At 67.1% G+C, this 25,700-nt stretch carries 25 protein-coding genes; 12 read left to right on the forward strand and 13 right to left on the reverse strand.

All coding sequences use genetic code 11. The features are described 5' to 3' along the window. Positions 1 to 4 precede the first annotated feature (4 nt). Positions 5 to 217, forward strand: coding sequence for a hypothetical protein (locus KF730_RS14000; protein WP_294098190.1), 213 nt, complete (start codon positions 5 to 7; stop codon positions 215 to 217). On the opposite strand, the gene KF730_RS14005 is transcribed toward KF730_RS14000, so the two are convergent. Beyond that, on the reverse strand, positions 214 to 1,242 hold the full coding sequence (locus KF730_RS14005) for a polyprenyl synthetase family protein (RefSeq protein WP_294098191.1): 1,029 nt from the start codon (positions 1,240 to 1,242) through the stop codon (positions 214 to 216). The genes KF730_RS14000 and KF730_RS14005 overlap by 4 nt on opposite strands. A 72-nt stretch (positions 1,243 to 1,314) precedes the next feature. Between KF730_RS14005 and KF730_RS14010 the strand changes: the two genes are divergently transcribed. The 4 genes from KF730_RS14010 to KF730_RS14025 are packed head-to-tail and all read left to right on the forward strand — an operon-like array spanning position 1,315 to position 5,339. After that, positions 1,315 to 1,623: a chorismate mutase gene (locus KF730_RS14010; RefSeq protein WP_294098193.1), complete on the forward strand. Its 309-nt coding sequence runs from the start codon at positions 1,315 to 1,317 to the stop codon at positions 1,621 to 1,623. 28 nt (positions 1,624 to 1,651) lie between these two features. Beyond that, positions 1,652 to 2,767, forward strand: a complete 1,116-nt coding sequence (locus tag KF730_RS14015) for a glycosidase (protein WP_294098195.1) — start codon at positions 1,652 to 1,654, stop codon at positions 2,765 to 2,767. After that, a complete protein-coding gene (locus KF730_RS14020) occupies positions 2,764 to 4,335 on the forward strand; it encodes an alpha-amylase family glycosyl hydrolase (RefSeq protein ID WP_294098200.1) in 1,572 nt (523 codons plus the stop codon). The genes KF730_RS14015 and KF730_RS14020 overlap by 4 nt, the downstream gene beginning before the upstream one ends. Beyond that, the gene (locus KF730_RS14025; RefSeq protein ID WP_294098203.1) at positions 4,332 to 5,339 is read left to right on the forward strand and encodes a glycosyltransferase family 4 protein; all 1,008 of its coding nucleotides are present in this window, start codon (positions 4,332 to 4,334) and stop codon (positions 5,337 to 5,339) included. The genes KF730_RS14020 and KF730_RS14025 overlap by 4 nt, the downstream gene beginning before the upstream one ends. Here the strand turns inward: KF730_RS14025 and KF730_RS14030 are convergent. From KF730_RS14030 to KF730_RS14045, 4 genes are all read right to left on the reverse strand, one after another. Further along, the gene (locus KF730_RS14030) at positions 5,336 to 6,337 is read right to left on the reverse strand and encodes a D-cysteine desulfhydrase family protein (RefSeq protein ID WP_294098205.1); all 1,002 of its coding nucleotides are present in this window, start codon (positions 6,335 to 6,337) and stop codon (positions 5,336 to 5,338) included. The two genes, KF730_RS14025 and KF730_RS14030, sit on opposite strands and share 4 nt — an antisense overlap. Before the next feature lie 151 nt (positions 6,338 to 6,488). Continuing rightward, positions 6,489 to 9,896: an AAA family ATPase gene (locus tag KF730_RS14035; protein WP_294098207.1), complete on the reverse strand. Its 3,408-nt coding sequence runs from the start codon at positions 9,894 to 9,896 to the stop codon at positions 6,489 to 6,491. A 22-nt stretch (positions 9,897 to 9,918) separates the two neighbouring features. Next, positions 9,919 to 10,668 (reverse strand): thioredoxin domain-containing protein, encoded by a 750-nt coding sequence (locus tag KF730_RS14040; RefSeq protein ID WP_294098209.1) that lies wholly within the window; start codon positions 10,666 to 10,668, stop codon positions 9,919 to 9,921. Positions 10,669 to 10,698: 30 nt separating this feature from the next. Beyond that, positions 10,699 to 11,238: a DciA family protein gene (locus KF730_RS14045; protein WP_294098212.1), complete on the reverse strand. Its 540-nt coding sequence runs from the start codon at positions 11,236 to 11,238 to the stop codon at positions 10,699 to 10,701. A gap of 28 nt (positions 11,239 to 11,266) precedes the next feature. On the opposite strand from KF730_RS14045, the gene KF730_RS14050 reads away from it, so the two are divergent. The 3 genes from KF730_RS14050 to nudC are packed head-to-tail and all read left to right on the forward strand — an operon-like array spanning position 11,267 to position 14,417. Further along, positions 11,267 to 12,304: an A/G-specific adenine glycosylase gene (locus KF730_RS14050; RefSeq protein ID WP_294098219.1), complete on the forward strand. Its 1,038-nt coding sequence runs from the start codon at positions 11,267 to 11,269 to the stop codon at positions 12,302 to 12,304. Beyond that, on the forward strand, positions 12,304 to 13,551 hold the full coding sequence (locus tag KF730_RS14055) for a serine hydrolase domain-containing protein (RefSeq protein WP_294098221.1): 1,248 nt from the start codon (positions 12,304 to 12,306) through the stop codon (positions 13,549 to 13,551). Before KF730_RS14050 ends, KF730_RS14055 begins: the two co-directional genes overlap by 1 nt. Further along, complete coding sequence (gene nudC, locus KF730_RS14060; protein WP_294098223.1) at positions 13,548 to 14,417, forward strand: NAD(+) diphosphatase; 870 nt, start codon at positions 13,548 to 13,550, stop codon at positions 14,415 to 14,417. Before KF730_RS14055 ends, nudC begins: the two co-directional genes overlap by 4 nt. A 1-nt stretch (position 14,418) precedes the next feature. On the opposite strand, the gene KF730_RS14065 is transcribed toward nudC, so the two are convergent. From KF730_RS14065 to KF730_RS14075, 3 genes are all read right to left on the reverse strand, one after another. Then, positions 14,419 to 14,889: a hypothetical protein gene (locus tag KF730_RS14065; protein ID WP_294098224.1), complete on the reverse strand. Its 471-nt coding sequence runs from the start codon at positions 14,887 to 14,889 to the stop codon at positions 14,419 to 14,421. Positions 14,890 to 14,906: 17 nt separating this feature from the next. Beyond that, positions 14,907 to 15,155 carry a helix-turn-helix transcriptional regulator gene (locus tag KF730_RS14070; RefSeq protein WP_294098226.1) on the reverse strand — a complete coding sequence of 83 codons (249 nt, stop codon included), beginning with the start codon at positions 15,153 to 15,155 and terminating at the stop codon, positions 14,907 to 14,909. A 203-nt stretch (positions 15,156 to 15,358) separates the two neighbouring features. Next, on the reverse strand, positions 15,359 to 16,249 hold the full coding sequence (locus KF730_RS14075; protein ID WP_294098230.1) for a prephenate dehydratase: 891 nt from the start codon (positions 16,247 to 16,249) through the stop codon (positions 15,359 to 15,361). A 113-nt stretch (positions 16,250 to 16,362) separates the two neighbouring features. On the opposite strand from KF730_RS14075, the gene KF730_RS14080 reads away from it, so the two are divergent. Continuing rightward, a complete protein-coding gene (locus KF730_RS14080; RefSeq protein ID WP_294098234.1) occupies positions 16,363 to 17,034 on the forward strand; it encodes a c-type cytochrome in 672 nt (223 codons plus the stop codon). A gap of 74 nt (positions 17,035 to 17,108) precedes the next feature. On the opposite strand, the gene KF730_RS14085 is transcribed toward KF730_RS14080, so the two are convergent. Both KF730_RS14085 and KF730_RS14090 read right to left on the reverse strand, forming a co-directional pair. Then, positions 17,109 to 18,008, reverse strand: a complete 900-nt coding sequence (locus KF730_RS14085) for an LOG family protein (protein WP_294098236.1) — start codon at positions 18,006 to 18,008, stop codon at positions 17,109 to 17,111. 37 nt (positions 18,009 to 18,045) lie between these two features. After that, entirely contained in the window at positions 18,046 to 18,735 is a 690-nt protein-coding gene (locus KF730_RS14090) for an extensin family protein (RefSeq protein ID WP_294098238.1), read from the reverse strand. Positions 18,736 to 18,906: 171 nt separating this feature from the next. On the opposite strand from KF730_RS14090, the gene KF730_RS14095 reads away from it, so the two are divergent. The 3 genes from KF730_RS14095 to KF730_RS14105 all read left to right on the forward strand — a co-directional run bounded on the left by KF730_RS14095 (position 18,907) and on the right by KF730_RS14105 (position 22,868). Beyond that, positions 18,907 to 20,037 (forward strand): phosphoserine transaminase, encoded by a 1,131-nt coding sequence (locus KF730_RS14095; RefSeq protein WP_294098240.1) that lies wholly within the window; start codon positions 18,907 to 18,909, stop codon positions 20,035 to 20,037. Positions 20,038 to 20,145: 108 nt separating this feature from the next. Further along, positions 20,146 to 21,723 carry a phosphoglycerate dehydrogenase gene (serA, locus tag KF730_RS14100; RefSeq protein WP_294098242.1) on the forward strand — a complete coding sequence of 526 codons (1,578 nt, stop codon included), beginning with the start codon at positions 20,146 to 20,148 and terminating at the stop codon, positions 21,721 to 21,723. A gap of 59 nt (positions 21,724 to 21,782) precedes the next feature. Beyond that, complete coding sequence (locus tag KF730_RS14105) at positions 21,783 to 22,868, forward strand: ATP phosphoribosyltransferase regulatory subunit (RefSeq protein ID WP_294098244.1); 1,086 nt, start codon at positions 21,783 to 21,785, stop codon at positions 22,866 to 22,868. Here the strand turns inward: KF730_RS14105 and KF730_RS14110 are convergent. Genes KF730_RS14110 through KF730_RS14120 form a run of 3 tightly spaced genes read right to left on the reverse strand, consistent with a single transcriptional unit; the run spans position 22,865 to position 25,681 of the window. Next, positions 22,865 to 23,170 carry a hypothetical protein gene (locus KF730_RS14110; RefSeq protein WP_294098246.1) on the reverse strand — a complete coding sequence of 102 codons (306 nt, stop codon included), beginning with the start codon at positions 23,168 to 23,170 and terminating at the stop codon, positions 22,865 to 22,867. The genes KF730_RS14105 and KF730_RS14110 overlap by 4 nt on opposite strands. 1 nt (position 23,171) lies before the next feature. Next, a complete protein-coding gene (locus tag KF730_RS14115; protein WP_294098248.1) occupies positions 23,172 to 24,605 on the reverse strand; it encodes a mannitol dehydrogenase family protein in 1,434 nt (477 codons plus the stop codon). A gap of 56 nt (positions 24,606 to 24,661) precedes the next feature. Further along, entirely contained in the window at positions 24,662 to 25,681 is a 1,020-nt protein-coding gene (locus KF730_RS14120) for an aspartyl protease family protein (protein WP_294098250.1), read from the reverse strand. Positions 25,682 to 25,700: the final 19 nt, after the last annotated feature.

Raw genomic sequence — 25,700 nt, forward strand, 5'->3', positions numbered from 1 at the left:
AGACATGGCGCGCACGCTTTCCCAATTCACGATCACGCCCGATGGGCAGGGCGACTATATCCTGAGCCTTGAGGATGATGACGGCGAGACCCTCGACTTCACCGCCAGCTATGAGCAGCTCGACCTGATCACCGAGGCGATCGAGGAGATTCTCGACACCGACGAGGAAGACGCGCTCGGTGTCGATGCGGATGAGGATAGCGAGGAGGAAGTCTAAAAGGCGCGGGCCACCGCGAACTCGACCGCCTCGACCATCGCGTCCTTGGCCGCGCCGCTCGCAAAGCCGCCCAGGGCGTCGATCGCGCGCTGGCCGTAATGGCGCGCGCGGGCGAGCGTGTCATCGACTGCGCGGCTTGACTGGACCAGCCGGATCGCTTCGGCGAAATCCTCGTCCGTCACGCGCCGGCCCGCGATCGCGTCCTTCCAGAACGCCCGCGCCGCTTCGTCGCCGCGCGCATAGGCGAGGATCACCGGCAGGGTCATCTTGCCCTCGCGGAAATCGTCGCCGGCGTCCTTGCCCATCGTGTTCGCGTCGGAGACATAATCGATCGCGTCGTCGACGAGCTGAAAGGCGATGCCGAGATTGCGGCCATAGGCGTCGAGCGCGGCTTCATCCCCTTCGCCGCGTTCTGCGACCACTGCGGCGATCCGGCACGCGGCGGCGAACAGCGCCGCGGTCTTGGCGCCGATAATGTCGAGATAGCGCTCTTCGGAGATGTCGAGCCGGCGCACGGCGGTCAGCTGGTTGACCTCGCCCTCCGCGATCACCGCCGATGCGTTCGACAGGATCTTGAGCACCTTCAGACTGCCATCCTCGACCATCAGCTCAAAGCTGCGCGAGAACAGGAAGTCGCCGACCAGCACGCTCGCCGGATTGCCCCAGATGATGTTGGCGGTGCGGCGGCCGCGGCGCAGATCGGAGGAATCGACGACGTCGTCGTGGAGCAGCGTCGCGGTATGGATGAACTCGACGCATGCCGCGAGCCGGTGATGCCGCGTGCCTGAATAGCCGAGCAGTTGCGCGCTCGCGAGTGTCAGCATCGGCCGCATGCGCTTGCCGCCGCCAGCGATCAGATGGCCAGCCAGCTCGGGGATCAGCGGGATATCCGACTGCATCCGATCGAGGATGACCGCGTTGACCAGATTGAGATCGTGCGCGACCAGCGCCAGCATCGGATCGAGCGAAGGCTGGGTCTTGCCGCCCGGGCGGTGGCCCCCAAGCTGATGGACAGTCGCGCTCATGGGGGCGCTCTGGCCCCAGACGGCGGCAAAGGCAAGGCTTGCGTGCCCCGATTGGCTGCGCAAAGAGAGCATATGTCTGACGACACGCTCACTCGCTTCCGCCAGAGCATCGACAATATCGATGCGGCGCTGATCCATATGCTGGCCGAGCGCTTCAAGGTCACCCAGGCGGTCGGCGCCTATAAGGCCACGCACGGCCTGCCGCCCGCCGATCCGGGGCGCGAGGAAGCGCAGATCGCGCGGCTGCGCGCGCTGGCCAAACAGGCCGATCTCGATCCCGAATTCTCCGAAAAATTCCTGCGCTTCATTATCGATGAAGTGATCCGCCATCACGAGCAGGCCCGGAGGTCGGACAAGGCGCGCGGAACCGCCGCCGCCTGATCCCGTTCGGACGAGCGAGGGGAATAGCTTGGCCGACGACTATCTGATTTTCCGTCCCGATGACGTCGATCTGACGCGCTCGCCGCTGCGGCGCGGGATAGCGGCGCCGACCTTTGTGCTGGGTGCGTTCAATCCTGGGCTCACCCGCCTGTCCAACGGCAATCTGCTGCTGATGGTTCGCGTCGCCGAGGCATTGCGCGAGCCGGTCGATGGCGATTGCGTGCGTGCGATCCGTTGGACGGCGCAAGGCTATGTCCTCGACCGGCATCCGCTGCCTGGGGTGGAGATGGGCGATCCGCGCCAGTTCGCGCTGCGTGACCGCAATCCGCGTCTGCTCGGGTTGACCTCGCTGTCATGGTTGCTGCCGGTCGAGATCAGCGCCGATGCGCGGGCGATCGTGAAGATCCATTACGACAAGGCGATCGAGCCCTCGGCCAGCTATATGGACTACGGCGTCGAGGACGCCCGCATCAGCCTGGTCGGCGGCAGCTGGTGGATGACCGTCTGCGGCGTCTCGGCCGAGCGCCACTGCACCGCCATGTACCATTCGGTGAACGGCATGGATTACAATCTGCTCGGTATCGTCCTCGATCACCAGAACAAGGACATGCTGCTGTTCGAAGGCAAGGTGGCCGGCAAGTTCATGGCGCTGACCCGCCCGCTGGGTAAAGTCTATTTCGCCTACCCGCAAGACAGCGAGTGGTTCGGCGGTCCCGCGATCAACATGGCGCAGTCGCCCGACGGGTTGCACTGGAAGCCGCTCGATACCCCCGGCATCCGCGCGCGCAAGGGCACGACGAGTACCCAGCGCATCGGCGGCGGCAGCCAGCCGGTGCTGACGCCAGAGGGCTGGCTGATGATCTATCACGGCGTCGAGAAACAGGGCGCGGTCGGCGTCTATCGCAGCTTCTGGGCGCTGCTCGACAAGGACGATCCGTCGAAGATCCTGCGGCTGGAGGATGGCGAGCCTTTGCTCGAAGCCAATCCGGTGCTGACAGCCGATATCGCCCACCAGATGTATCTGCCCACTCCCGTGGTCTTTACCACCGGCCTGGCCGACGGCGGAGATCATTATATCGTCGCCAGCGGCGAGGCCGACTTGGCCTGCCGCATCACCCATATCCCCAAGGAGCGGTTCGCGTGACCCACGCCGAATGGTGGAAATCCGCCACGATCTACCAGATCTATCCGCGCTCGTTCCAGGATTCCAACGGCGATGGGATCGGTGACCTCCCCGGCATCGAACGTCGCCTCGACGATCTCAAATCGCTCGGCGTCGACGCGATCTGGATTTCGCCGATCTTCCCTTCGCCGATGGCCGATTTCGGCTACGACGTCGCCGATTACACCGACATCGATCCGCGTTTCGGCACGCTCGACGATTTCGATTCGCTGCTCAAGGCCGCGCACGATCGCGGCCTCAAGCTGCTCCTCGATCTCGTCCCCAATCACACCTCCAGCGAACATCCCTGGTTCCAGAAAAGCCGCTCGTCCCGCGACAATCCCAAGCGCGACTGGTATCTCTGGCGCGACGCCAAGCCGGACGGTTCGCCCCCGAACAACTGGATCAGCGATTTCGGCGGCCCGGCCTGGGAATGGGACGAGCACACCGGCCAATATTATTATCACGCGTTTCTGAAGGAACAGCCCGACCTCAACTGGCGCAACCCCCAGGTGCGCGCCGCGATGATAGATGTGCTGCGCTTCTGGTTCGAGCGCGGCGTCGATGGCTTCCGCATCGATGTGCTGTGGCACATGATCAAGCACCAGGATTTCCCCGATAATCCGAAGAACGAGGAATGGCGCGAGGGCTGGCCCGAATTCGCCACCGTCCATCAGGAGCATTCGACCGACCAGCCCGAAGTCCATGACATCGCCGCAGGAATGCGGAAGGTCGCCGACGAATATGGCGCCCGCGTCCTGATCGGCGAGATCTATCTGCCGGTGCCCAAATTGGTCACTTATTACGGCACGCCCGAAGCCCCCGGGGTCCATCTCCCCTTCAATTTCCAGCTGATCGCCGCCGATTGGCACGCCCGCAAGATCGCCCACCGCATCGCCAAATATGAAGCCGCGCTGCCCGCAGGCGGCTGGCCCAATTGGGTGCTCGGCAACCATGATCGCCCCCGCATCGCCACCAAGGCCGGCCCCGAACAGGCGCGTGTGGCGATGATGCTTCTCCTCACGCTCCGCGGCACCCCGACGCTTTATTATGGCGACGAGCTCGGCATGGAGGATGTGCCGATCCCGGCGCATCTTGTGCAGGATCCGCGCGAGCTGAACGAGCCCGGCATCGGCATGGGCCGCGATCCGGTGCGCACCCCGATGGCATGGGATGCGAGCGCCAATGCCGGCTTTTCCCCCGCCGATCCCTGGCTGCCGCTCCATAAGGATTGGGCCCGGCGCAACATGGCCGCCCAGCGCGAGGATCCCGCCTCGATGTGGCGATTCACCCAGAAACTGCTCGCGCTGCGCCACCAGCATCCCGCGCTCGCCATCGGCGATTATGCGGGCGTGGACGCGACCGGCGATGTCCTCGCCTACGAACGCCGCCATGGCGGCGAACGGCTGCTGATCGTCCTCAATCTCGGCGGCACCGCGCAGAGCTTCGCCATTCCCGAATGGGCCGAAGGGCTGTCGGTGATCGCCAGCGCGCGGGGTGGCAGCGATCCGGCGATCCTCGGGCCAAACGAAGGCTATGTTCTCGCATGAAGATCGCGATGATCGCCCCGATCGCGTGGCGCACGCCGCCACGCCATTACGGCCCATGGGAGCTGGTGACGAGCCTGCTGACCGAGGCTCTCGTCGCGCGGGGCATCGACGTCACGCTGTTCGCGACGCAGGATTCGCTTACCGCCGCGACTCTCGCCGGCGTGGTTCCCGCGCCCTATGAGGAAGACCCGCGCGTGGATGCCAAGGTCTGGGAATATGCCCATCTCGCCCATGTCTTCGAGCGCGCTGGCGAATTCGACCTGATCCATAATCAGGCCGATTTCCCTGCGCACGCCTTTGCCGGCCTGGTCGAAACGCCGATGGTCACCACCATCCACGGCTTCGGCTCCGAGCGCATCCTGCCGATGTACAAGCCCTATGAGGACCGCGTCCATTTTGTCGCGATCAGCGATGCGGACCGCCATCGGAGCCTCAAATACGCCGCGACCATCCACCACGGCATCCGCCCGAACGAATTTCCCTTCGTTTCAGACGGCGGCGAGGATCTGCTCTTCTTCGGCCGCATGCACCCGGACAAGGGGGCGGCGGAAGCGATCCAGGTCGCCCACGCCACCGGCCGCCGTCTCAATCTCTACGGCATCGTCCAGGATCAGGGCTATTTCGACCGCGAAGTGGCCCCGCATCTCAGCGATCGCATCGTCTATCACGGCGCCGTCGGCGGCGAGCTGCGGTTGAAGGCGCTCGGCAACGCGCAGGCGCTGCTCCACCTCATCAATTTCGACGAGCCCTTTGGCCTGTCGGTAATCGAAGCCATGGCCTGTGGAACTCCGGCCATCGCTATTAACCGCGGCAGCATGCCCGAACTGATCGACGATGGCGTAACCGGCGTACTGGTCGATTCGGTCGGGGAAGCGATCACCGCGCTGGGCACGATCCACACCATCGATCGCGCCGCCGCGCGCCGTGCGGTCGTCGAGCGCTTCTCGGTCGAGGCGATGGCCGATAAATATATCGCGCTCTACCGCCGAATCCTCGGACCCTAGGTGGCGAAAGCGGGCTGGTACGCGTACAGCCCCGGCGTCCCCCCGGTCATCACGAACAGCACATCGCCCGTGAACCGTCCGCCGGCGAGCCCTGCCAGCACCCCCGCAAACGCCTTGCCGCTATAGACCGGATCGATCAGCAGGCCCTCCTGCCGCGCCATCAGCCGCACCGCCGCGAGCATCGCCTCGGTCGGGATGCCGTACTCCGCGCCGCGCTGGCTTGCGTCGATCCGGATCGACGCCGCGTCCAGCACACCGCCGCCCAGCAGCGCCAGTGTTTCATTGGCCAGCGCGAGGGTACCGCGCTCCGCCTCGTCCAAAGCCGCGAGCACCGTGAACGACGACACCCGGCGCGGATCGTCTCCCGCCGCCGCCATCCCCGCCGCCAGCCCGGCATGCGTGCCATGGCTGCCATTGGCGACGATGACGTTCGCGAACTTCAGGCCCATTTCGGCCTCCTGCGCCCGTATCTCGTTGGCGCAATCCACATAGCCGAGCGCACCGACCGGCGAGGACCCGCCGGCGCCGACCATATAGGGCTTGCGCCCTTCCGCCCGCAGCGCCTCGGCTCGTATGCGCGCCGCCGCCAGCGCATCCGCTCCGCGCGGCAAATGGTGCACCGTCGCGCCGAACAGTCCGTCGAGCAGCTGGTTGCCGTTGTCGCGATAGGCCGGATCGTCACGCGGCACCGTGTCGGTCAGCATCAGCTCGGCCGCCAGGCCCATCCGCGCCGCCGCCGCCGCGCTCAGCCGCGCATGGTTCGATTGCCGCGCGCCCGTCGTGATGAACGTGTCGCAGCCTTGTGCGAGCGCTTCGCCGAGCAGGAATTCGAGCTTGCGCAATTTATTGCCGCCGCCGCCCAGCCCCATCAGGTCGTCGCGCTTCACGAACAGCCGCGCGCCTTCGAGCGCCAGTGCGGCCTCGATCCGCGTCAGTTGCTGGATCGGTGTCGGCGCGTCGAACAGGCGCACGCGAGGGAAGCGGTTCAGACGGCTCATCGAATGCAAATGTCCCTCTCCCGGCGGTAGAGGGAAGGGGCCCGCCGCGAAGCGGTGGGAAGGGTGGGGATCGAAATCAGCAACTCCGGTCTACCCTCACCCTTCCGCCGGCTTCGCCAGCTCCCTCCCTCTCCCAAAGGGGAGAGGGAATTTATTCCGCCGCCAGCAGCGTCTCGGCCCCGCCCAGATCGACCGACACCAGCCGGCTCACGCCCTGCTCGACCATCGTCACCCCGAACAGCCGGTGCATCCGGCTCATCGTCGCGGCATTGTGGGTGACGATCAGATAGCGGGTCGCGGTCTCGCGGGTCATCGCCTCCAGCAGGTCGCAGAAGCGCTCGATATTGGCGTCGTCCAGCGGCGCATCGACTTCGTCGAGCACGCAGATCGGCGCGGGATTGGTGAGGAACAGCGCGAAGATCAGCGCCACCGCCGTCAGTGCCTGCTCGCCGCCCGAAAGCAACGTCAGCGATTGCAGTTTCTTGCCCGGCGGCTGCGCCATGATCTCGAGGCCCGCCTCCAGTGGGTCGTCCGAATCGACCAACTCGAGATGCGCCGCGCCGCCGTTGAACAAGGTCGTGAACAGCCGCCGGAAATGCATATCGACCGCTTCGAATGCCGCCAGTAGCCGTTGCCGTCCCTCGCGGTTGAGCGTGCCGATCGAACCGCGCAGCCGGTTGACCGCCTGCGCCAGTTCGTCGCGCTCCTGCGCGTTGGTGGTGAAGGCGGCTTCGAGCTCGGCGAGCTCGCTCTCGGCGACGAGATTGACCGGCCCGATCCGCTCGCGCTCGGCGCTCAGTTTTTCATGGGACGCGGATTCGTCCTGCGGGCCGCGCACCGTATCCGCCTCGAACCCGGCCTTGCCTGGCAGCAACGGCGGCGGGCATTCGAAGCGCTCGCCCGAAAGCCGCCCCATCTCGATCCGCCGCGCTTCCTGATTCTCCGCGCGCGCCAATGCTCCGGCGCGCTCCTCGCGGGCCTGGGCCAGCGTCTCGTTGGCGGCGCGCACTGCGCCTTCGGTTTCGCGCAGCGCCTCCTCGGCGGCCTGTTCGGCGGCTTGCGCGGCGGAGGATTGGCTGCGCGCCGCTTCGCTCTCGGCTTCGGCGGCGCTCACCTTGGCGTCGAGTTCGGCGGGCCGCGACGACAGCAGCTCGCTTTCTTCGGCCAGTTCCAGCGCGCGTTTATCCATTTCGGCGGAGCGCCGCGCCGCTTCGCCCGCGCGCGACTTCCAGCTCTTCGCCTCCGCGCCCGCCGCCGCGAACCGCTCCCGCGCCGCCGCGATTTCGCGCTCCAGCGTCCCGCGTTCGGCGCGTGCGCCGGCCGATGCGGCGCGCTTGGTCTCGGCATCGGCGGAAAGCGCCGCCACCTTGTCGCGGGTCGCGCTGCCATCGGGAAGCGCGCTTTTGGCGGCCTCGGCGCGGGCCAGTTCACTGGCCGCCTCGTCCTGTTCGGCGGAGACTCGCGCGCGGCGCGCGTCGAGATCGGCGCGCTGCGAATCGAGCCGTTCGAGCTGCGCGGTGGCGCGATCCTCGGCGCGTCCCGCCTCACGTCCCGCATTCTCGGCATGATCGAGCACGCGGCGGCAATCGCTGGCTGCGCGCCGCGCCTCGGCGATGGTCTCTTCGATCCGGCCCAGTTCGGCATCCGCCGATTCGACAGCGCGCACCGCGGCCGGCCGCGCTTTCTCGATCGCCGCCAGCCGGTTGATGTTCTGTAAGCGTTGCGCTGCGGCAGCACCGCCCGATTTGGCGACATAGCCGTCCCAGCGCCTGAGCGTGCCCGCCAGCGTCACCAGCCTTTGCCCAACCGCGAGCGGCTGACCGCTATCGCTTTCGGCGACCAGCACCTGCGCCAGCCGCCGCGCGAGGCCTGCAGGCGCAGCCACATGTCGCCCCAATGGCGTCGCCCCCTGCGGCGCGCCGGGATCGCCCGGCTGTGGCTCGGCGCCGGCCCAATAGCGTTCGGAACTCTGGTCCAGGCCGGCTTCCAGATCGTCGCCCAGCGCCCCCGCCAGCGCGCGCTCATAGCCGGCATCGACCTTCAATTTGTCGAGCAGCCGGTCCTTGTCCGAAGGCCGCGTCGCCTTGGCCAGCGCCTGGGCTTCGCTGTCGAGCTGCGCCAGCTCGGCATGGGCGGAGGCCCGCGCCGATTGCGCCCGGTTACGCGCCTCCACGCCCGAGCGTTCCTCGGCATCCGCCCGCGCCAGCCCGGTCCGCGCGCTCTCGGCCTGGCGCAGCGCCTGCGCCCGCGCATCGGCTGCCCGCGCCTTCTCCGCCTTTAGCGGCTCGGCATCGGGCAGCGACCGCGCTTCGGCATCGATCCGCTCGCGGTCCCGCGTCGATCGCTCGACCCGCGTCCGCGCCGCCGCCAGCGCCGCCTCCGCCACCCGCTGCTCGGCGGCTTCGCTGGCCTGCGCCGCCAGCGCTTGCGCCAGCGCCACCTCGGCATCGCGCGCCGCCCGCTCGGCCTCGGCCAGTGCCGCATCCAGGGTCGGCATTTTGGTGGTGGCGAAGGTGATGCGCGCGTCGAGCGCTTTCTCTTCCTTGGCCAGCCGCGCCAGCGCTTCGGCCGCGTCGCGGGCCAGCGCGCCTTCGCGGCTCCGGTCGTCGGCCAGCCGGATCCCGGTGTCCTTCAGGTCATTGATCCGTCGCTCGACCGTCGCGCGCTCGCTGCGCAGGGCCGCCAGCGCGTGCATCGCTTCAGTCGCCCGGTCCCGTACCGCCAGGGCATCCGCGCGCGCCGTCGCCAGCGCGGTCGCGGCTGCCTGCTGCACACCGACGGCGTCTTCATGCGCCTGCGTCCGCGCCGCGACCAAGGCCTGCGCGCCCTCGGCCTCCTTCTTGGCCGCATCCGCCGCCGCCGCCGCATCGCGCCAGCGCGCGAAGATCATCCGCGCCTCGGCCACCCGGATCCGGTCGGAAAGCTCGCGATACCGCTCCGCCTGCCGCGCCTGGCGCTTCAAGGCCGCCGCGCGCGATTCCTGATCGCCGATCACTTCATCGAGGCGCGTCAGATTGGCCTCGGTCGCGCGCAATTTCTGCTCGGCATCCCTGCGGCGCACATGCAGCCCGGCGATCCCCGCCGCTTCTTCCAGCATCGCCCGCCGCTCGGCCGGCTTGGCCGAGATGATTGATCCGATCCGCCCCTGGCTCACCAAAGCCGGCGAATGCGCGCCGGTTGCGGCATCGGCGAACGCCAGTCCGACATCTTTGGCCCGCACGTCGCGGCCATTGATCCGGTATGCCGATCCCGCGCCGCGCTCGATCCGGCGGACGACTTCGAACTCATCCTCGCCGCCCACTTGCTCGGCCAGGATCGATACTTCGGCGAAATCGCGCGCCGGCCGCGTCGCGGTGCCGGCGAAGATCACGTCCTCCATCCCCGCGCCGCGCATCGATTTGGCGCTGTTCTCGCCCATCGCCCAGCGCAGCGCTTCGAGGAGGTTGGATTTGCCGCAGCCATTGGGGCCGACGATTCCCGTCAGCCCCGGCTCGATTCGCAGATCGGCCGGGTCGACGAAGCTCTTGAAGCCTGTCAGCCGCAGCCGCTTGATCTGCATGGTCGGGCTCTAGGGTTCCGGCTTAGCGCGCGCCGGCGGCCTGCAGCGCCGGCTCCAGCGCACCCCAGGAAGCGGTGTTGGGCACGACCTTGCCGTTGATCAGGAAGGTCGGGGTGCCTGGCAGGTTCTGATTGACGGCATCGGCATTGACCTTGGCGATGCTCTCGATCGCCTTCTGGTCGGCAAGGCAGGTGCGCGCCTTCGCCTCCGGCACGCCGCGCTGTTTCATGAACTCGACATAGCCCATCAGATCGGCAAAGCCCGCCGCCTGCTGCGCCGGGGCCAACTGCTGGAGCTGCGTCAGCACCTGCGGATTGGTGCGCTGGGTGTTCATCAGCCGCTCTTCGAACTCGGCCTGGCCGGCGAAGAGCTGGTCGAGCACATTGAAGAAGCTCTCGGCCGGCACGCACTGGTTGAGAAGCGCCGCCGCGAGATCAGGCGCGCCATGGACCATGAAGTCGCGGAATTCGTAGCTGACCTTGCCGGTCGAGATATATTTGGAGCGCAGCGGCTCGATCCCTTCGGCGGCGAAGCGGCCGCAGACCGGGCAGTTGCGCGAGCCATATTCGACCAGCTTGATCGCGGCGTTGGGATTGCCCTGCACGTATCCGCCCTCGGGCGTCTTGGCGACGACATCGGTCCAGGCCTGGCCGGTCGGCGCGGGCGCCGGGGCGACGGCAGTGCTTGAGACCGTCGGGGCTGAATTATTGGCATTGTCGCCGCCGCATGCGGCAAGCGCGAGCAGCGAGGTCAGGGCAAGGGCGAAACGCATATTCTCTCTCCAGGCGAATTCTTGGGGCATTTAGTCGATTTTGGCGATCTTGGGCTTGTCGTCGCTCGCCAGCACGCCGGCGGCAAGGGCTTCGAGCACGGTCTTGAGCTCGGGGTCGACGATTCCGCGCAGGCTGTCGCTCATTTCCTCGCTCAGCGGCTTGAGGTTCGGGGGCGGCACCGGCTTGTCGAGCTTCTTGACCTCACCATGGCGAATCGAGAGTCGCGCGACGGCGGTGTAGCCGAAGAAGCGGTTGACCCGCTCGACGATCTCGGGGGCGATATGCTGCATCATCGGCGCATGCGCCCCGCCGACGACGAGGCTCAGCACCCCCTCGGCCCGCTTGCCCTGCGGAAAGCGGATCGATTCGGGGGTCGAGACGCGCGCATAACGCTCGCCGACGATCTCCGCCCAGCGGCTGACGATCGAATGCTGGACGAAGCCGAACTTGCGGAAGGCGGCGCGGCCGACATCGGGCAGCAGCTCGGATACCGCGCGTGCGCGCATCGCCCGCTGCGGCGCGGCCGCGGGCCTGGGTTGCCGGATCGTGGTGCGCGGGGGCTTCGTCATTCGGGTCCGTCCATGCCATAGGCGGGGCGTGCCCGACAACAAGCCTCGCGAAATCGCTGTGGACCTTCTCGCCTGGTACGATTCGCACGCCCGCGCGCTGCCATGGCGCGCCCCGCCCGGCGCCAACGCCGCCGATCCCTATCGCGTCTGGCTGAGCGAGATCATGCTCCAGCAGACGCAGGTCGCCAGCGCCAAACCCTATTTCGACAAATTCACCACGCGCTGGCCGAGTTTCGAGGCGCTCGCGGCGGCCGACGATGCCGAGCTGATGGCCGCCTGGGCCGGGCTCGGTTACTATGCCCGCGCCCGCAACTTGCTGGCCTGCGCCCGCGAAGTCGCCGCGCGTGGCGAATTGCCGGACACCGAGGCCGAACTTCGCAAACTCCCCGGCATCGGTGGCTACACCGCCGCCGCCATCGCCGCGATCGCTTTCGGCCGGCGCGCGGTGGTGGTCGATGCGAATGTCGAGCGTGTCGTCTCGCGGCTGTTCGCGGTCGAAGAGCCGCTGCCCGGCGCGAAGAAGCGTATTCACGCGCTCACCGATACGATCACTCCGGAGACGCGCGCCGGCGACTTCGCGCAGGCGATGATGGATCTCGGCAGCGGCATCTGCACCGCGCGGAGCCCGCGCTGCCTGCTTTGCCCCTTGCGTGAAGGTTGTGACGGCTTCGCCAGCGGTGCCCCCGAGCGTTTCCCGGTCAAGGCCGCCAAGGCCGCCAAGCCCCAGCGCCATGGCACGATCTTCTGGCTGACGCGCGGTGACACGGTGCTGCTGGTCCGCCGCCCGGACAAGGGGCTGCTGGGCGGCATGCGCGCGCTGCCCACCGGCCCATGGGCCGATACCGCGCCCGGCCTCGCCGGTGCGCCCGCCGCCGCCGGTTGGCACCTGCTGGACGAGACCGCCGCGCACGGATTTACGCATTTCAATCTGCAACTCGCTCTTGCGACGGCCGAAGCCGGGGCGCATGAAACGGCGGCAGGCGAATGGTGGCCGATCGCCGATATCGGATCGGCGGGGCTGCCGACGGTGTTCGCCAAGGCGGCACGGATTTTCGGGAGGGAATGATGCGGGCATTCGGGTTTGGAATTATCGCGGTGCTGGCGCTCGCCGCGCCCGTATCGGCGCAGGAGACCAAGACGGTCGCCGAGCGCTACGTGTCGCAGGGAACCGTGCCCGGTATCGTCATCGCGGTGGGTGAGGGCGACAAGGCGCCCGTCATCACCGCCGCCGGCCGCATCGGCCTGGCGGCCGATTCCGCCAAGGCCGATGCCGACAGCCTGTGGCGCGTCTATTCGATGACCAAGCCGATCGCCGGCATTGCCGCGATGATCCTGATCGAGGAGGGCAAGCTCGGCCTCGACGATCCGATCAGCAAGTACATTCCGGCCTTCAAGGACATGAAGGTCCTGGTCGATCCGGCCAAGGGGCTGGATAGCCGCCCCGCCAAATCGCCGATCACCGTCCGCAACCTGCTCACCCACACCGCCGGCCTCGGCTATATCCTGCCCGGTCAGACCGGCCCCCTGATCGACGAATATACCCGGCTCGGCATCAATCCCGCGCAGATCAACAACGCGTTCGAGGCGCAAACCCGTCCGGGGCGCCCCGCCAGCCTCGAAGCGTTCGCCAACAAGGTCGCGTCCCTGCCCCTTCTCTTCGATCCCGGCAGCAAATGGAGCTATTCGATCGGGCTCGATGTTCTCGGCCGCGTCATCGAAGTCGCCAGCGGCATGCCGTTCGACAGCTTCATCAACACCCGCATCTTCGCACCGCTCAAGATGCGGTCCAGCTACTGGACCGTGCCGGCTGGCGAAATCGGCCGCTTTGCCGATAATTTCGCTTCGGTCGGCGGCACGCTCGTGGCGATGGATCCGGCCAGGACCTCGGTCTACCTCAATCCGCCCAGCTTTCCCTATGGCGGCGCCAGCCTGGTGATGTCGGCGCGCGATTATGATCGCTTCCTCCATATGCTGCTAGACGAAGGCACGCTCGACGGCGTTCGCGTCCTCAAGCCCGAGACGGTGCGTTTGGCGATGTCGAACCTGCTGCCCGCCGGTGCCGACACTTCGCTGCTCAACGCGAACCGCGCCGGTGCCGCGCCGCTCGGCTTCGGCGCAGCCGGTTCGGTCACGCTCGCGGATACGCCGGGCGGGACCGGCAAGGGTACCTATGGCTGGGGCGGCGCCGCCGGTACGATCGCCTGGGTCGATCCGGTCCACAAGTTGCGCGTGACGGTGATGATCAATCTGTTCGGCGACACCACGCTCCGCGCCGACACCACCAAGGCGGTCTTCGACGATCTGAAGCAGTGAACCCGCCCGGCTTCACCGGCGGCACGCTCGACCGCGCCGATCGCGTCCGCCACGAACCCGCCTTGCTGGCGGCGGCGGTGGCGGACTCCAAGGCGCGGCTGCTGGTGCTGAACGGGCTCGATCCGGCTCTGGATGACCATGACCGGCTGGTCTGGACCAATCTCGCCGCCGCCGAGGGCGACCTGTTGTTTCTCGGCGTCGACGAAGGCGCGCCGCGGTTCGCCTCGGCCTTGCCCGAAGGGGTGCGCCCGCCCGCGACCCGGTCGCTGGCCTTGTTCGGGATGCTCGACCGCTTCACCCGCGAGGATGCCGCGCTCTATGCCGCCGCGCGCAGCCTCGTCGATTGGCACGCCCGTCACGGCTTTTGCGCGGTCTGCGCGACGCCCAGCGATATCTTCCGCGCCGGCTGGGGCCGCAAATGCCCCAATTGCCGCGCGGAGCATTTCCCCCGCGTCGATCCGGTGGTGATCATGCTCGCCGAACTGGGCGACCGCGTCCTGCTCGGCCGCCAGCCGCCTTGGCCGGCGGGCCGCTATTCGGCGCTGGCCGGGTTCCTGGAGGTCGGCGAATCAGTGGAAGACGCCGTCGCCCGCGAGATCGAGGAGGAAGCCGGCGTGAAGGTCCGCGACGTCCGTTACGTCGCCAGCCAGCCCTGGCCCTTCCCGTCCTCGCTGATGATCGCATGCATCGGCGTCGCCGACAGCGACGCGATCACCATCGATGTCCATGAACTGGAGGACGCGCGCTGGTTCACCCGCGACCAGGTTCGGCGGGCGCTGGCCGGGGATCCGGACGCCGGCTTCCTCCCGCCCCCGCCCTACGCCATCGCCCATACGCTGCTGACGGCGTGGGTGGAGGGCAGCTGAACTATTCGTCGTCGAGCGGCGCGGCCGACCAGCTCGCATGGAGTGTCGGCATCGCCAGCCACAACAGCGGCAGCAACATGGCCAGCCCGATGAGTACGGTGATCAGCAATTCGCGCGGCCAATGATAAAGCAGCGCCAGCGCCGCCACCAGCATGATCCCGATTTGCGCCGTGAAGGCGATGCTGGCGAAAGCGGCGAGATAGGCGCGCGCGTGAAGCGCGCGGGCGAATTCGTCGATGATGGCGCCATCGATCCCCATTCGGAGCGGGCCGGCCGACTGCAGCCAGACACCGCAGGCCCCGCTGACCGTCATGATGACGAAGCCCATGGATGCGTGGCCGGGCGACAGCATCACCTGCGCGAAGCCGGCCACGCCCATCGCCACCGCCACGATCGGCATCCATCGGAACAGCGGGCGGTGCAGCCGCGCGCTGTCCGAACCATGGCTGGGGTTGCGGCGGGTTCGATTCATGGCGGGGTCCGATGCGGTCATTCGGCGGGGCCCGCGCGCATCATCGTGCGCGAGACCGGCTCGAAACGGGTGAAGGAGAAGAGCAATTCGACCGGCACGTCGAAATAGCCGGCGATCTTCAACGCCAGCTCCAGGCTGGGGCTGTAGTCGCCCCGCTCGAGATAGCCGATCGTCTGCGGATTGACGCCAACCGCTTCCGCCAGCGCGCGGCGGCTGATGCCACGTTCGGCGCGAAACAGCGGAATGCGATTGTGTATAGCGGGCATGTGGCGACTCAGGGAAACGACTTGTTGTGCTTACACAACAGGTCGTCGCGAGAGTCAATAAGGCCCCGCCTTGCCCGCCTGGCATAGGTCGGTCGGATCTCGCCGCCCCTTGAAACCGCCGCTTCGGAAATCCCCTTGGTCAGCGCGAACATTCGCGCTGCGCGAACGTGCACTGGCCTAAAACCTCGCCTAGCCTTCAGCCGTCACGGCCGCGCGCGTGCCTGCGGATAGGTCCCCAGCACCCGCATCCATTTGGTGTGGAAGCGCAGTTCCTCCAGCGCCCGGCCCACCGTCGCATCCGCCGGGCTGCCGACGACGTCGGCATAGAATTCGGTCGCCGCGAACGTGCCGCCGCGCTGGTAGCTCTCCAGCTTGGTCATGTTGACGCCGTTGGTCGCGAAGCCGCCCAGCGCCTTATAGAGCGCGGCGGGGACGTTCTTCACCTCGAAGATGAAGGTGGTCATGAACGGCCCCGGTCCCGCCTGCGCCGGCGCGGCGCGGGCGAGGACGACGAAGCGCGTCATGTTGTGCTCGGCATCGGCGATATCGCCTTCGAGCGTGTTGAGCCCGTAGAGTTCGGCGGCGCGCGGCGGCGCCAGCGCGGCGACTTCCACGTCCGCCATCTCGGCGACCACCGCCGCGGCCCCCGCAGTATCGGGATAGGAAAGCGGCGCGATGCCCCTGGCCTTCAGCCATTGGCGGCACTGGCCGAGCGCCTGCGGGTGGCTCATCGCCTGGCGGACCTGATCGAGGCTGCCCGTGCCCATCAATGCGTAGCGGATTGGCAGGAAATGCTCGCCGGTGATCACCAGTCCCGATTCGGGGAGCAGGAAATGGATGTCGGCGACGCGCCCGTGGAGCGAGTTCTCGATCGGGATCATCGCGCAATCGGCGCGGCCTTCCTTCACCGCGTCGATCGCATCCTCGAACGAGAAGCAGGGCAGCGGCAGCCCGTCGGGAAAGGCTTCGAGGACGGCGATGTGCGAATTGGCGCCTGGCGCGCCCTGAAACGCGACGGCGCGTTCGGGCGCGTGAGCGGCTGCTTCGATCATCGCCGCGACGATCGGGCGTGCGGGCGCGGCGAAATTCTCCATGACGCCGCGCGATTAACCGGCGTTGCGCGGCCCGGCAAGCAGCTTGCGATGCGGAAAGTCGCGGACTAGAGGGGTCTCGAATTTCGAGACTATATTTTCCGCAGGGGCCGCAGATGGAAGACCGCACGAACACGATCGCAGGATGGGCACTGGCCGGCGGCATTGTCGCGCTCGGCCTCTCGATCGTCAGCGGGATGATCTTCCACAGCGAGCGTCCGGAAAAGATGGGCTATCCGATCGAGGGCGTCGAGGAAGCCGGCGCGGGTGGCGGCGCCGCCGCCGTCGAACCGATCGCGGTGCGCCTCGCCAAGGCCGATCTCGCCAAGGGCGAAGCGTCGTTCAAGAAGTGCATGGCATGCCACACCATCGCTCAGGGCGGCGCGACCGGCATCGGCCCGAACCTCTATGCGACGATGGGTGAACCGATCGGCCAGGGCAAGGGCGGCTTCGCTTTCTCCGACGCGCTCAAGGCGGTTGGCGGCACCTGGGACTTCGAAAAGATGGATGCGTGGCTCGCCTCCCCGCGCAAGTTCGCCGCCGGCACCAAGATGACCTTTGCCGGTCTTGCCGACGGGCAGGAGCGCGCGAACGTGATCGCCTATCTCAACGCGCAGGGCTCGAACCTGCCGCTCCCGGCGGCGCCCGCCGCCGGCGCGGCGCCAGTTGAGAGCAACGTCACCGCCGCCGACGACACCGGCAACCTCTCGAACCAGGCGACGCCCGCCAGCGGCGCGCCGTCGGTCGATCCGCAGGCAGCGGTGCAGGCGGAGCGCAAGGGCCACTAAGGCTCACGGGCACCGGCCAACAAAAAAGGCCCGCTCTCTGGTCTGGAGAGCGGGCCTTTTTTGTTCGATCGGGCTCAGGCTTCTGCCTTGGTCGTCTTGACCTGCTCCTGTTCGCGATCCTGCCAGAATTGCTGGACGATCTCCCAGCCTTCCTCGGCCGTCTCGCAATAGTTGAACAGCTTGAGGTCCCTGGCGGCGATCACGCCCTCTTCTACCAGCGCCTCGAAATTGACGACGCGGTCCCAGAAGGCGCGGCCATAGAGCAGAACCGGGATCGGTTTGATCTTGCCGGTCTGGATCAGCGTCAGCAGCTCGAACAGTTCGTCGAACGTGCCGAACCCGCCCGGGAACGCCGCGAGCGCGCGGGCATGGAGCAGGAAGTGCATCTTGCGCAGCGCGAAATAGTGGAACTGCATCGACAATGCCGGCGTCACATAGGGATTGGGCGCCTGCTCATGCGGCAGCACGATATTGAGCGCGACCGACTCGGCGCCGACATCGAAGGCACCGCGATTGGCGGCTTCCATGATCGAGGGTCCGCCGCCCGAGCACACCACGAAGTGCCGCTTACCGGCAGCGTCGCGCGGGAAGGTGCTGACCTTGGCGGCGAGTTCGCGCGCCACGTCATAATATTTGCTCTTCTCGATCAGCCGCTCGGCGACGATTTTCTCTTCGTCGGTCTTGGCGTTGTCGCGCAGCAGCAGCGCCTTTTCGGGTTCGGGTATGCGCGCCGATCCGTAAAAGACGAAGGTCGAAGCGATATTGGCCTCGTCGAGAATCAACTGCGGCTTCAGCAGCTCAAGCTGGAAGCGCACCGGGCGGAGATCCTCGCGTAGCAGGAAGTCCATGTCCTGAAAGGCGAGGCGATAGGCCGGATGCTCGGTCTGGGGTGTGCCGCTATTGGTGTTGGCGCTGGCGGCTTCTTCGCGAGCGGGCTGGAAAACCCGGCTCGGCACTCTTGTTTCGTTGCTCATTTGGACCCGCTTAAGGCCAATATGTGACCGCTGCAAATCAGGCGCAGAACGGACCCCGCCCCATGTCGAGGTGAAGATGGTTGTAATGCGCCGCGTTATAGTCGGGGCTGAGCACCGTCTTGAAGCGCCGGCACGCCGATTTGTGAAGCGTCAGGAGGAATTCGCGAGTGTCGGGATCGTCCGAACGCCAGCCGCGCTCGATCGTGATCCGCCGCCCGTCCTTGAGCACAAATCCGGAAACATCGACGGCGTTGGCGAGGCCATGCTCGGACATCTTGCCGACCGTCGCGGGCCCGCCGCCGATGATCGCGCGGCACGAATAGGTGCCATACGTCTCGACCCGGACCAGCTCGCTGCCGAGGATCTGCATCGCCGCCGGCGCCACCGCGTAGCGCACCCAGGCGGCGAAAGTCCGCGCCAGTTCGCATTTCATCGATTTCAGCCCGGTCACCGGCACGCCGATATCGAGCAATTGCACCGCGCCGGTCACCACGCAGCCGCCGCCGAAATCGCGGTCGGGCAATCCCGAATAGCGGATATCGGCGCGTGCCAGATCGGTGAAGCATTGCTGGGTCGATCGCGGCGTCGGCCCGTTGAGCGTGACCGGTCCGGCGGGCCGTTCGCGGATCGGTGCCGGCACCGGGCGCGGTGCGGGAGCATAACCGTCATCGCCGCCGAACACGCAGGCGCCAAGCAGAAGGGGCAGCAGGAACAGGGCGGAACGCATGGGGCCAACCCTAGCCGCGATAGGGTTAACGACCGCTAACCAAAGCGGTCACGCACATAAATTGCGCGTCGCTGCGCCGCAGCGCAATTGACTTTCGCCGGCGCGGCTGTAGGGCCATCGACGGGCCACGCGGTCCCAACGCCGCGCGTGCTCTCTGCAAGGAGAGATACATTGACTGACTTGATTGCCCGCCCGGCGCATAAGCCGGCGCGTCCTTACTTTTCCTCCGGTCCCTGCGCCAAGCCGCCGGGATGGAGCCCCGAAAAGCTCGATACCCAGGTTCTCGGCCGTTCGCATCGCTCGAAGATCGGCAAGACGCGTCTGCAATATGCGATCGATCTGATGCGCGAGATGCTGAAGCTTCCCGATACGCACCGAATCGGCATCGTGCCGGGCTCGGACACCGGCGCCTTCGAAATGGCGATGTGGACGATGCTGGGCGCGCGTCCGGTCACCGCGCTCGCCTGGGAGAGCTTCGGCGAGGGCTGGGTTACTGACGCGGTCAAGCAATTGAAGATCGATCCCACCATTCTGCGCGCCGATTATGGCCAGTTGCCCGATCTCGGCGCGGTCGATTGGTCGAACGATGTGCTGTTCACCTGGAACGGCACCACCTCGGGCGTGCGCGTGCCGAACGGCGACTGGATCGCCGACGACCGAGAGGGCCTGAGCTTCGCCGATGCCACCAGCGCGGTGTTCGCCTATGATCTGCCATGGGACAAGATCGATGTCGCCACCTTCTCGTGGCAGAAGGTGCTCGGCGGCGAAGGCGGCCATGGCGTGCTGATCCTCGGCCCGCGCGCCGTCGAGCGGCTGGAGAATTACACCCCCGCTTGGCCGTTGCCCAAGGTCTTCCGACTCGTTTCGAAGGGCAAGCTCGCCGAGGGTGTGTTCAGGGGCGAGACGATCAACACGCCGTCGATGCTCGCGGTCGAGGATGCGATTTTTGCGCTCGAATGGGCCAAATCAGTGGGCGGTGCCGACGGACTGGTCGCCCGCTCGAACGCCAATGCGGCGGCGCTGGAGAAGATCGTCGCGGCGCGCGACTGGCTCGGCAATCTCGCGGCGGACGAAACGATTCGTTCGAAGACCAGCGTCTGCCTGACCGTCGAAGGCGCCGACGAAGCGTTCATCAAGAAGATGGCGTCGCTTCTTGAGGCTGAAGGCGCCGCGCTCGACGTCGCCGGCTATCGCGACGCTCCGCCGGGGCTGCGCATCTGGTGCGGCGCGACCGTCGATACCGCTGATGTGGAAGCGCTCGGCCCCTGGCTCGACTGGGCCTATTCGTCCGCCCGAGCCTGAACCCTGCCGCGCTCCTGCGAAAGCAGGAGCCCAGGATCACAAGCGATGCCTTTTAAAACTCTGGGTTCCTGCTTCCGCAGGAGCACTGCTTCCGAACTGGAAACCAAAATGCCAAAAGTACTCATCAGCGACAAAATGGACCCCAAGGCCGCCGAGATTTTCCGCGAGCGCGGAGTCGAGGTCGACGAGATCACCGGCAAGACGCCCGAAGAGCTCGCCGCGATCATCGGCGAATATGACGGTCTCGCCATCCGCAGCTCGACCAAGGCGACCAAGGCGATCCTCGACGCCGCGACCAACCTCAAGGTCATCGGCCGTGCCGGGATCGGCGTCGACAATGTCGATATCCCCTATGCCTCGTCCAAGGGGGTGGTCGTCATGAACACCCCGTTCGGCAACAGCATCACTACCGCCGAACACGCCATCGCATTGATGTTCGCGCTCGCCCGTCAGCTGCCCGAGGCCGATGCCTCGACCCAGGCCGGCAAGTGGGAGAAGAACCGTTTCATGGGGGTCGAGCTGACCGCCAAGACGCTCGGCCTGATCGGCGCCGGCAATATCGGCTCGATCGTCGCGGACCGCGCGCTCGGTCTGCGGATGAAGGTGATCGCCTATGATCCGTTCCTCACGCCCGAGCGCGCGGTGGAGATGGGTGTTGAGAAGGTCGATCTCGACGGGCTGCTGGCGCGCGCCGATTTCATCACCCTGCATACGCCGCTGACCGATCAGACCCGCAACATCCTCTCGGCGGAAAATCTCGCCAAGACCAGGAAGGGCGTGCGGATCATCAATTGCGCGCGCGGCGGGCTGATCGACGAAGCCGCGCTCAAGGCGGGCCTCGAAAGCGGCCATATCGGCGGCGCCGCGCTCGATGTGTTCGTGACCGAGCCGGCCAGGGAATCGCCGCTGTTCGGCACCCCCAACTTCATCTCGACGCCGCATCTCGGCGCCTCGACCAACGAAGCGCAGGTCAATGTCGCCATCCAGGTCGCCGAGCAGATGGCCGATTTCCTCGTCTCGGGCGGCGTCACCAACGCGCTCAACATGCCGAGCCTGTCGGCCGAGGAGGCGCCGCGCCTGAAGCCCTATATGGCGCTGGCCGAGCGGCTCGGCTCGCTGATCGGCCAGCTCGCGCATGGCGACCTGTCGAACATCGCCATCGAAGTCGAAGGCGCCGCCGCCGAATTGAACCAGAAGCCGATCACCGGCGCGGTGCTCGCGGGCCTGATGCGCGTCCATTCGGACACGGTGAACATGGTCAACGCGCCCTACCTCGCCAAGGAGCGCGGGCTCGACGTTCGCGAGATCCGCCACGAGCGTGAAGGCGATTACCACACGCTGCTGCGCGTCACGGTCGGCACCCAGGCGGGCGACCGCTCGGTGGCGGGCACGCTGTTCGGCAATCAGGCGCCGCGCCTCGTCGAGCTGTTCGGCATCAAGGTCGAGGCTGACCTAGCCGGTGACATGCTCTATATCGTCAACGAGGACGCGCCCGGTTTCATCGGGCGGCTCGGCTCGACGCTGGGCGAAGCGGGCGTCAACATCGGCACCTTCCACCTCGGCCGCCGCGATGCCGGCGGCGAGGCGGTGCTGCTGCTTTCCGTCGACGAGCCGGTGACGGCGGACCTGATCGCCAAGGTCCGCGCGCTCCCGGGTGTGAAGACCGCGATGGCGCTCAAGTTCTGATGCGCGCAGCGCGTCATCCCGGCTTTCGCCGGGATGACGGATTGCTCTAAAGGATCGCCATGACCGGTCTCCTTCCCGAAGGCTTTCACGATCGCCTCCCCCCCGCCGCCGACGCCGCGTCGCGGCTGGAGGGGCGCGTGCTTGGGGTGGCGCGCGGCTATGGCTATGAGCAGGTCGATCCCCCACTCGCCGAATTCGCCGATGCGCTCGGCGCCCGGCTGAAGGCGGGGGGGCTGCGGGACGCGGTCCGCTTCGTCGATCCGGTGTCGCAGCGCACGCTGGCGATTCGCCCCGACATCACCGCGCAGGTCGGGCGGATCGCGGCGACGCGGATGGGGCATCATCCGCGTCCGGTGCGGCTCAGCTATGCGGGGCAGGTGATCAAGCTCTCGGCTTCCGAACTCGATCCGTTGCGCTCTGCCCGCCAGATCGGCTGCGAGCTGATCGGGCTCGATACGGTCGCCGCGGCGACCGAAATTGTGCAGGTCGCGATCGAAGCGTTGCGGGCGGCGGGGGTGAAGGGCATCAGCCTCGATTTCACGCTGCCCGATCTCCTCGATACGCTTGCGGCCGACACGCCCGATCTCGAGCAGCTCCGCGAACGTCTCGACGCCAAGGACGCCGGTGGCGTCGCGGCGATCGATTCGCGCTATCTGCCGCTGATCGAGGCGGCCGGTCCGTTCGATGCGGCGATGGCGCGGTTGCGCGCGACCGATTCGGGCAAGCTCGGCTCGCGGCTCGACGGGCTCGCGCGGATCGCCGCGGCGATCGAAGGACAGGCGGCGCTGACCCTCGACCCGACCGAGCGCCACGGCTTCGAATATCAGAGCTGGCTGGGTTTCTCTCTATTCGCCAAGGGCGTGCGCGGCGAGATCGGGCGCGGCGGCAGCTACACGATCATCCATGGTGACGGGCGCGAGGAAGCGGCGGTCGGCTTCTCGCTGTTCACCGATCCGATCCTTGGGGCCGGGCTGGGCGATGGCGAGCGGCGGCGGCTGTTCCTGCCCTTCGGTACGCCGCCGGGGCTTGGCGCCAAGCTGCGTGCCGAAGGCTGGGTGACGGTCGCGGCGCTCGAAGGCGGTGATACGCCCGAAGCCCAGCTGTGCAGCCATGTGCTTCGTGATGGAGCGCCGCAGCCGGTTTAATTTCCCGCCCGTGTCAGCGTGCTGCGATTGCGCAGCAGGCCGGCATCGCGGCGGGTGGTTTCGGTGAATCTCCTCCACTCGCTCGGCGTCATGCGGAAGCGCTTCCCCATCGGCGTGCCGACGGTGCGGACGCCCTTACGGACCTTTTTCCCGGACTGTGGTGCGGTCCTGGACGGCTGCGCGTCCTGACACGGCGGCGCGCCTGCGGCGAGCAACAGGATAGCGGCGCTGCCGGCAGCAACCCAACGCTGTGCACCGAAACTCCCGCGCCGAGGATGCTGCGCGGTGTCGGCCTTAGTCAAGTCAGCGGCTCAGCAGCGATTCGGGATCCCCGTCCAGGAAAGGCAACAGCGCCTCGGTCAACGCGTGGCGGAAGCGCGGGTCGGTCGCGAGCCGTTCGGGGAAGACCTGGCGCAGGGCCAGCATCGCGGTCGCGACATCGCTGCCCGTTGCCGCCTTGGCCAGCACCTCGGCGAGCGGATCGGTGATCGTCTCGCCCGCCTCCGCCTTGCGGCGCACGAACCCGATCCACGCCGCCACCGGCACTGCGAGGCGATCGATACCGCGCCCGGTATCGAGCTGGTCCTGGATCGTGTCGAGCAGGCGGTAGGGTAGCTTCTGCGACCCGTCCCATGCGATCTGGCTGAGCAGGTGACGGATCTCGGGATTGCGAAAACGGTCGAGCACCGCATCGGCATAGGCGGAGATATCGAGCCCCTCGACCGGCTTTAGGCTCAGCGCGATATCCGAATGGACCAGGCGGCTGATGAACCCTTCCAGCGCGGGATCGGACATCGCCTCGAACACCGTTTCCAGCCCCAGCGCGAGGCCGATATAGGCGAGCGCGGAATGCGCGCCGTTGAGGATGCGCAGCTTGGCCTGCTCATAGCCGCGGACATCGCTGGTCAGCGTCACGCCCACCAAGGCGAGATCAGGACCGTCGGCGACGTCGAAGCGCTCGACCACCCATTGCGCGAAGCCTTCGCGCTGGACTGCGGCGGCATCGGTGACGCCGATATCGTGCGCGACATGCCCGAGGAACGCCGCATCACTCGCAGGGGTGATCGAATCGACCATCGAATCGGGGAAGGCGACCGCCGCTTCGATCCAGTCGGCGAGGCCCGCATCATATTCGCGCGCCAAAGCGACGCACGCGGCGCGAAGCTTGCCGCCATTGCCGGTCATATTGTCGCAGCACAGCACCGCGAACGACGCCACGCCCGCGTCGCGGCGGTCCGAAAGCCCGGAGACGATCCAGCCGATCACGCTCGCCGGTTCCACCGGGCGGACGAGATCGTGGACGATGTCGGGATGCGCCAGATCGAGGCTGCCATCGCCCCCCAGGCAATAGCCCTTCTCGGTCACCGTGCTGGTCACGATCCTCACTTGCGGATCGGCCAGCAACGCCCGCAGCTTCGCGCCTTCGCCGGGGCCGATCGCGTCGGAATGCGCGGCGATCACCCGCTTGCTCCTGGCGCGGTCGATCACCGCCAGCGTATAGAGCCCGTCCTGCGCCTTGAGCGCATCGACGGTGCCGGCGCTGCGCAGGGAGACCGCGGCGATGCCCCAGCGCGGGTCGCGATCGAGCAGCCGGTCGATATAGGCGGCCTGGTGCGCGCGGTGGAACGCGCCGGGGCCGAAATGGACGATCCCGGTGGAAACCGCGTTCAGGTCATGGCCGGGTCGGGCGATCGCTTGCGGAAGCGAGGCCAGGGTTGCGCGCGACAGGCTGGTCATGCCCCAGCCCCAAGCGCACCTGCCCGCGCAAAGTCAATCCGCGGTTGCCATTCCGCTCAATATCCCCGCCCGGGCGATGCGCCTTCTACGCCGGGGATCAGCGATCCCGTCGTGCGTTCGTGCCGCACATCCTTGGGCATGGTGAAGCGTACCTGGCGATTGGGGAAATCGATATCGACCTTGGCGAAGCTGCGCAGCGCGTCCATGCCGAGCAGCAGGGCCGGGCGCTTGGTGAGGCCAAAACGCTCGAACGGCGCGACGTCGGCGAAGGCGACCGGCATGATCCCGAAGGCGAGGCGGCCGACGCGGATATCGGGCACCACCGTATAATCGGCCTGTGCCTTTTCGCCGGTCACGCTGGTCAGCGAGATCGGCACGGCTTCCTTCATCCGGTTGCGACTGATCAGCTTGCGCAGCGGCGAATTGCCCATCGTCACCTGCGAACCGGTATCTAGCACCACCTGGATGCGCGAGTTGCCATAATAGGCATCGGTGACGATCAACTGACCGAACAGGCTCTTGGCGGTGACCACGATCTCGTCGCGCTTATAGGGACGGTTGCGGTCGCGCTTGCTGCTCGGGCGCACCGTCATGTGGCCGGTGGTGAAATCGATCGAGACCTGGTGCTTGCTCAGCGTGTCGATCCCGAGCAATCCCACCGCACCAAGGTCGCGCGCGCCCAGCGCCGGGGCGATGACGGTGTGGAGCTGTCCGATCGACTCGATTGAGAGATCGGGGACGATCACGGTGTTGACCGTGCTGACTCCGGTCATCGAGGTCAGCAGCACCGGGTTGCCCGCGTTCAGCCGCAGCGATCCGGCCAGCTCGCGCGAAACGACGGTGCGCTCGGCGCCGGTGTCGATGATGAAATTATACGGGCCCTTCTTGCCCACCACGACCGGCACCGTCAGGCGCTTGTCGAGCTGGCCGAGGGCAAGCAGCGTACCCTCCACCATATTCTCGGTCTCGATCATGTCGGGGTCCTGGGACGGATGACGGCCCAGGTCATGGCCACCGGCGGCCGCGCCGAGAGGCAGCAGCAGCGGGAGGAGGAGGAGCGCGCGGAGCTTGGTCATGGGACGAAGCTATACCCGT

It is taken from the genome of Sphingomonas sp. (genome assembly GCF_019635515.1).
In the GTDB taxonomy this organism is placed as follows: Bacteria; Pseudomonadota; Alphaproteobacteria; order Sphingomonadales; family Sphingomonadaceae; genus Sphingomonas.

Bases quoted from the DNA above. Each gene is read 5' to 3' on its own strand.
- KF730_RS14000 (WP_294098190.1), top strand. From the start codon at position 5: ATGGCGCGCACGCTTTCCCAATTCACGATCACGCCCGATGGGCAGGGC.
- KF730_RS14005 (WP_294098191.1), bottom strand. From the start codon at position 1,242: ATGAGCGCGACTGTCCATCAGCTTGGGGGCCACCGCCCGGGCGGCAAG.
- KF730_RS14010 (WP_294098193.1), top strand. From the start codon at position 1,315: ATGTCTGACGACACGCTCACTCGCTTCCGCCAGAGCATCGACAATATC.
- KF730_RS14025 (WP_294098203.1), top strand. From the start codon at position 4,332: ATGAAGATCGCGATGATCGCCCCGATCGCGTGGCGCACGCCGCCACGC.
- KF730_RS14030 (WP_294098205.1), bottom strand. From the start codon at position 6,337: ATGAGCCGTCTGAACCGCTTCCCTCGCGTGCGCCTGTTCGACGCGCCG.
- KF730_RS14035 (WP_294098207.1), bottom strand. From the start codon at position 9,896: ATGCAGATCAAGCGGCTGCGGCTGACAGGCTTCAAGAGCTTCGTCGAC.
- KF730_RS14040 (WP_294098209.1), bottom strand. From the start codon at position 10,668: ATGCGTTTCGCCCTTGCCCTGACCTCGCTGCTCGCGCTTGCCGCATGC.
- KF730_RS14045 (WP_294098212.1), bottom strand. From the start codon at position 11,238: ATGACGAAGCCCCCGCGCACCACGATCCGGCAACCCAGGCCCGCGGCC.
- KF730_RS14055 (WP_294098221.1), top strand. From the start codon at position 12,304: ATGCGGGCATTCGGGTTTGGAATTATCGCGGTGCTGGCGCTCGCCGCG.
- KF730_RS14065 (WP_294098224.1), bottom strand. From the start codon at position 14,889: ATGAATCGAACCCGCCGCAACCCCAGCCATGGTTCGGACAGCGCGCGG.
- KF730_RS14070 (WP_294098226.1), bottom strand. From the start codon at position 15,155: ATGCCCGCTATACACAATCGCATTCCGCTGTTTCGCGCCGAACGTGGC.
- KF730_RS14075 (WP_294098230.1), bottom strand. From the start codon at position 16,249: ATGGAGAATTTCGCCGCGCCCGCACGCCCGATCGTCGCGGCGATGATC.
- KF730_RS14080 (WP_294098234.1), top strand. From the start codon at position 16,363: ATGGAAGACCGCACGAACACGATCGCAGGATGGGCACTGGCCGGCGGC.
- KF730_RS14085 (WP_294098236.1), bottom strand. From the start codon at position 18,008: ATGAGCAACGAAACAAGAGTGCCGAGCCGGGTTTTCCAGCCCGCTCGC.
- KF730_RS14090 (WP_294098238.1), bottom strand. From the start codon at position 18,735: ATGCGTTCCGCCCTGTTCCTGCTGCCCCTTCTGCTTGGCGCCTGCGTG.
- serA (WP_294098242.1), top strand. From the start codon at position 20,146: ATGCCAAAAGTACTCATCAGCGACAAAATGGACCCCAAGGCCGCCGAG.
- KF730_RS14105 (WP_294098244.1), top strand. From the start codon at position 21,783: ATGACCGGTCTCCTTCCCGAAGGCTTTCACGATCGCCTCCCCCCCGCC.
- KF730_RS14115 (WP_294098248.1), bottom strand. From the start codon at position 24,605: ATGACCAGCCTGTCGCGCGCAACCCTGGCCTCGCTTCCGCAAGCGATC.
- KF730_RS14120 (WP_294098250.1), bottom strand. From the start codon at position 25,681: ATGACCAAGCTCCGCGCGCTCCTCCTCCTCCCGCTGCTGCTGCCTCTC.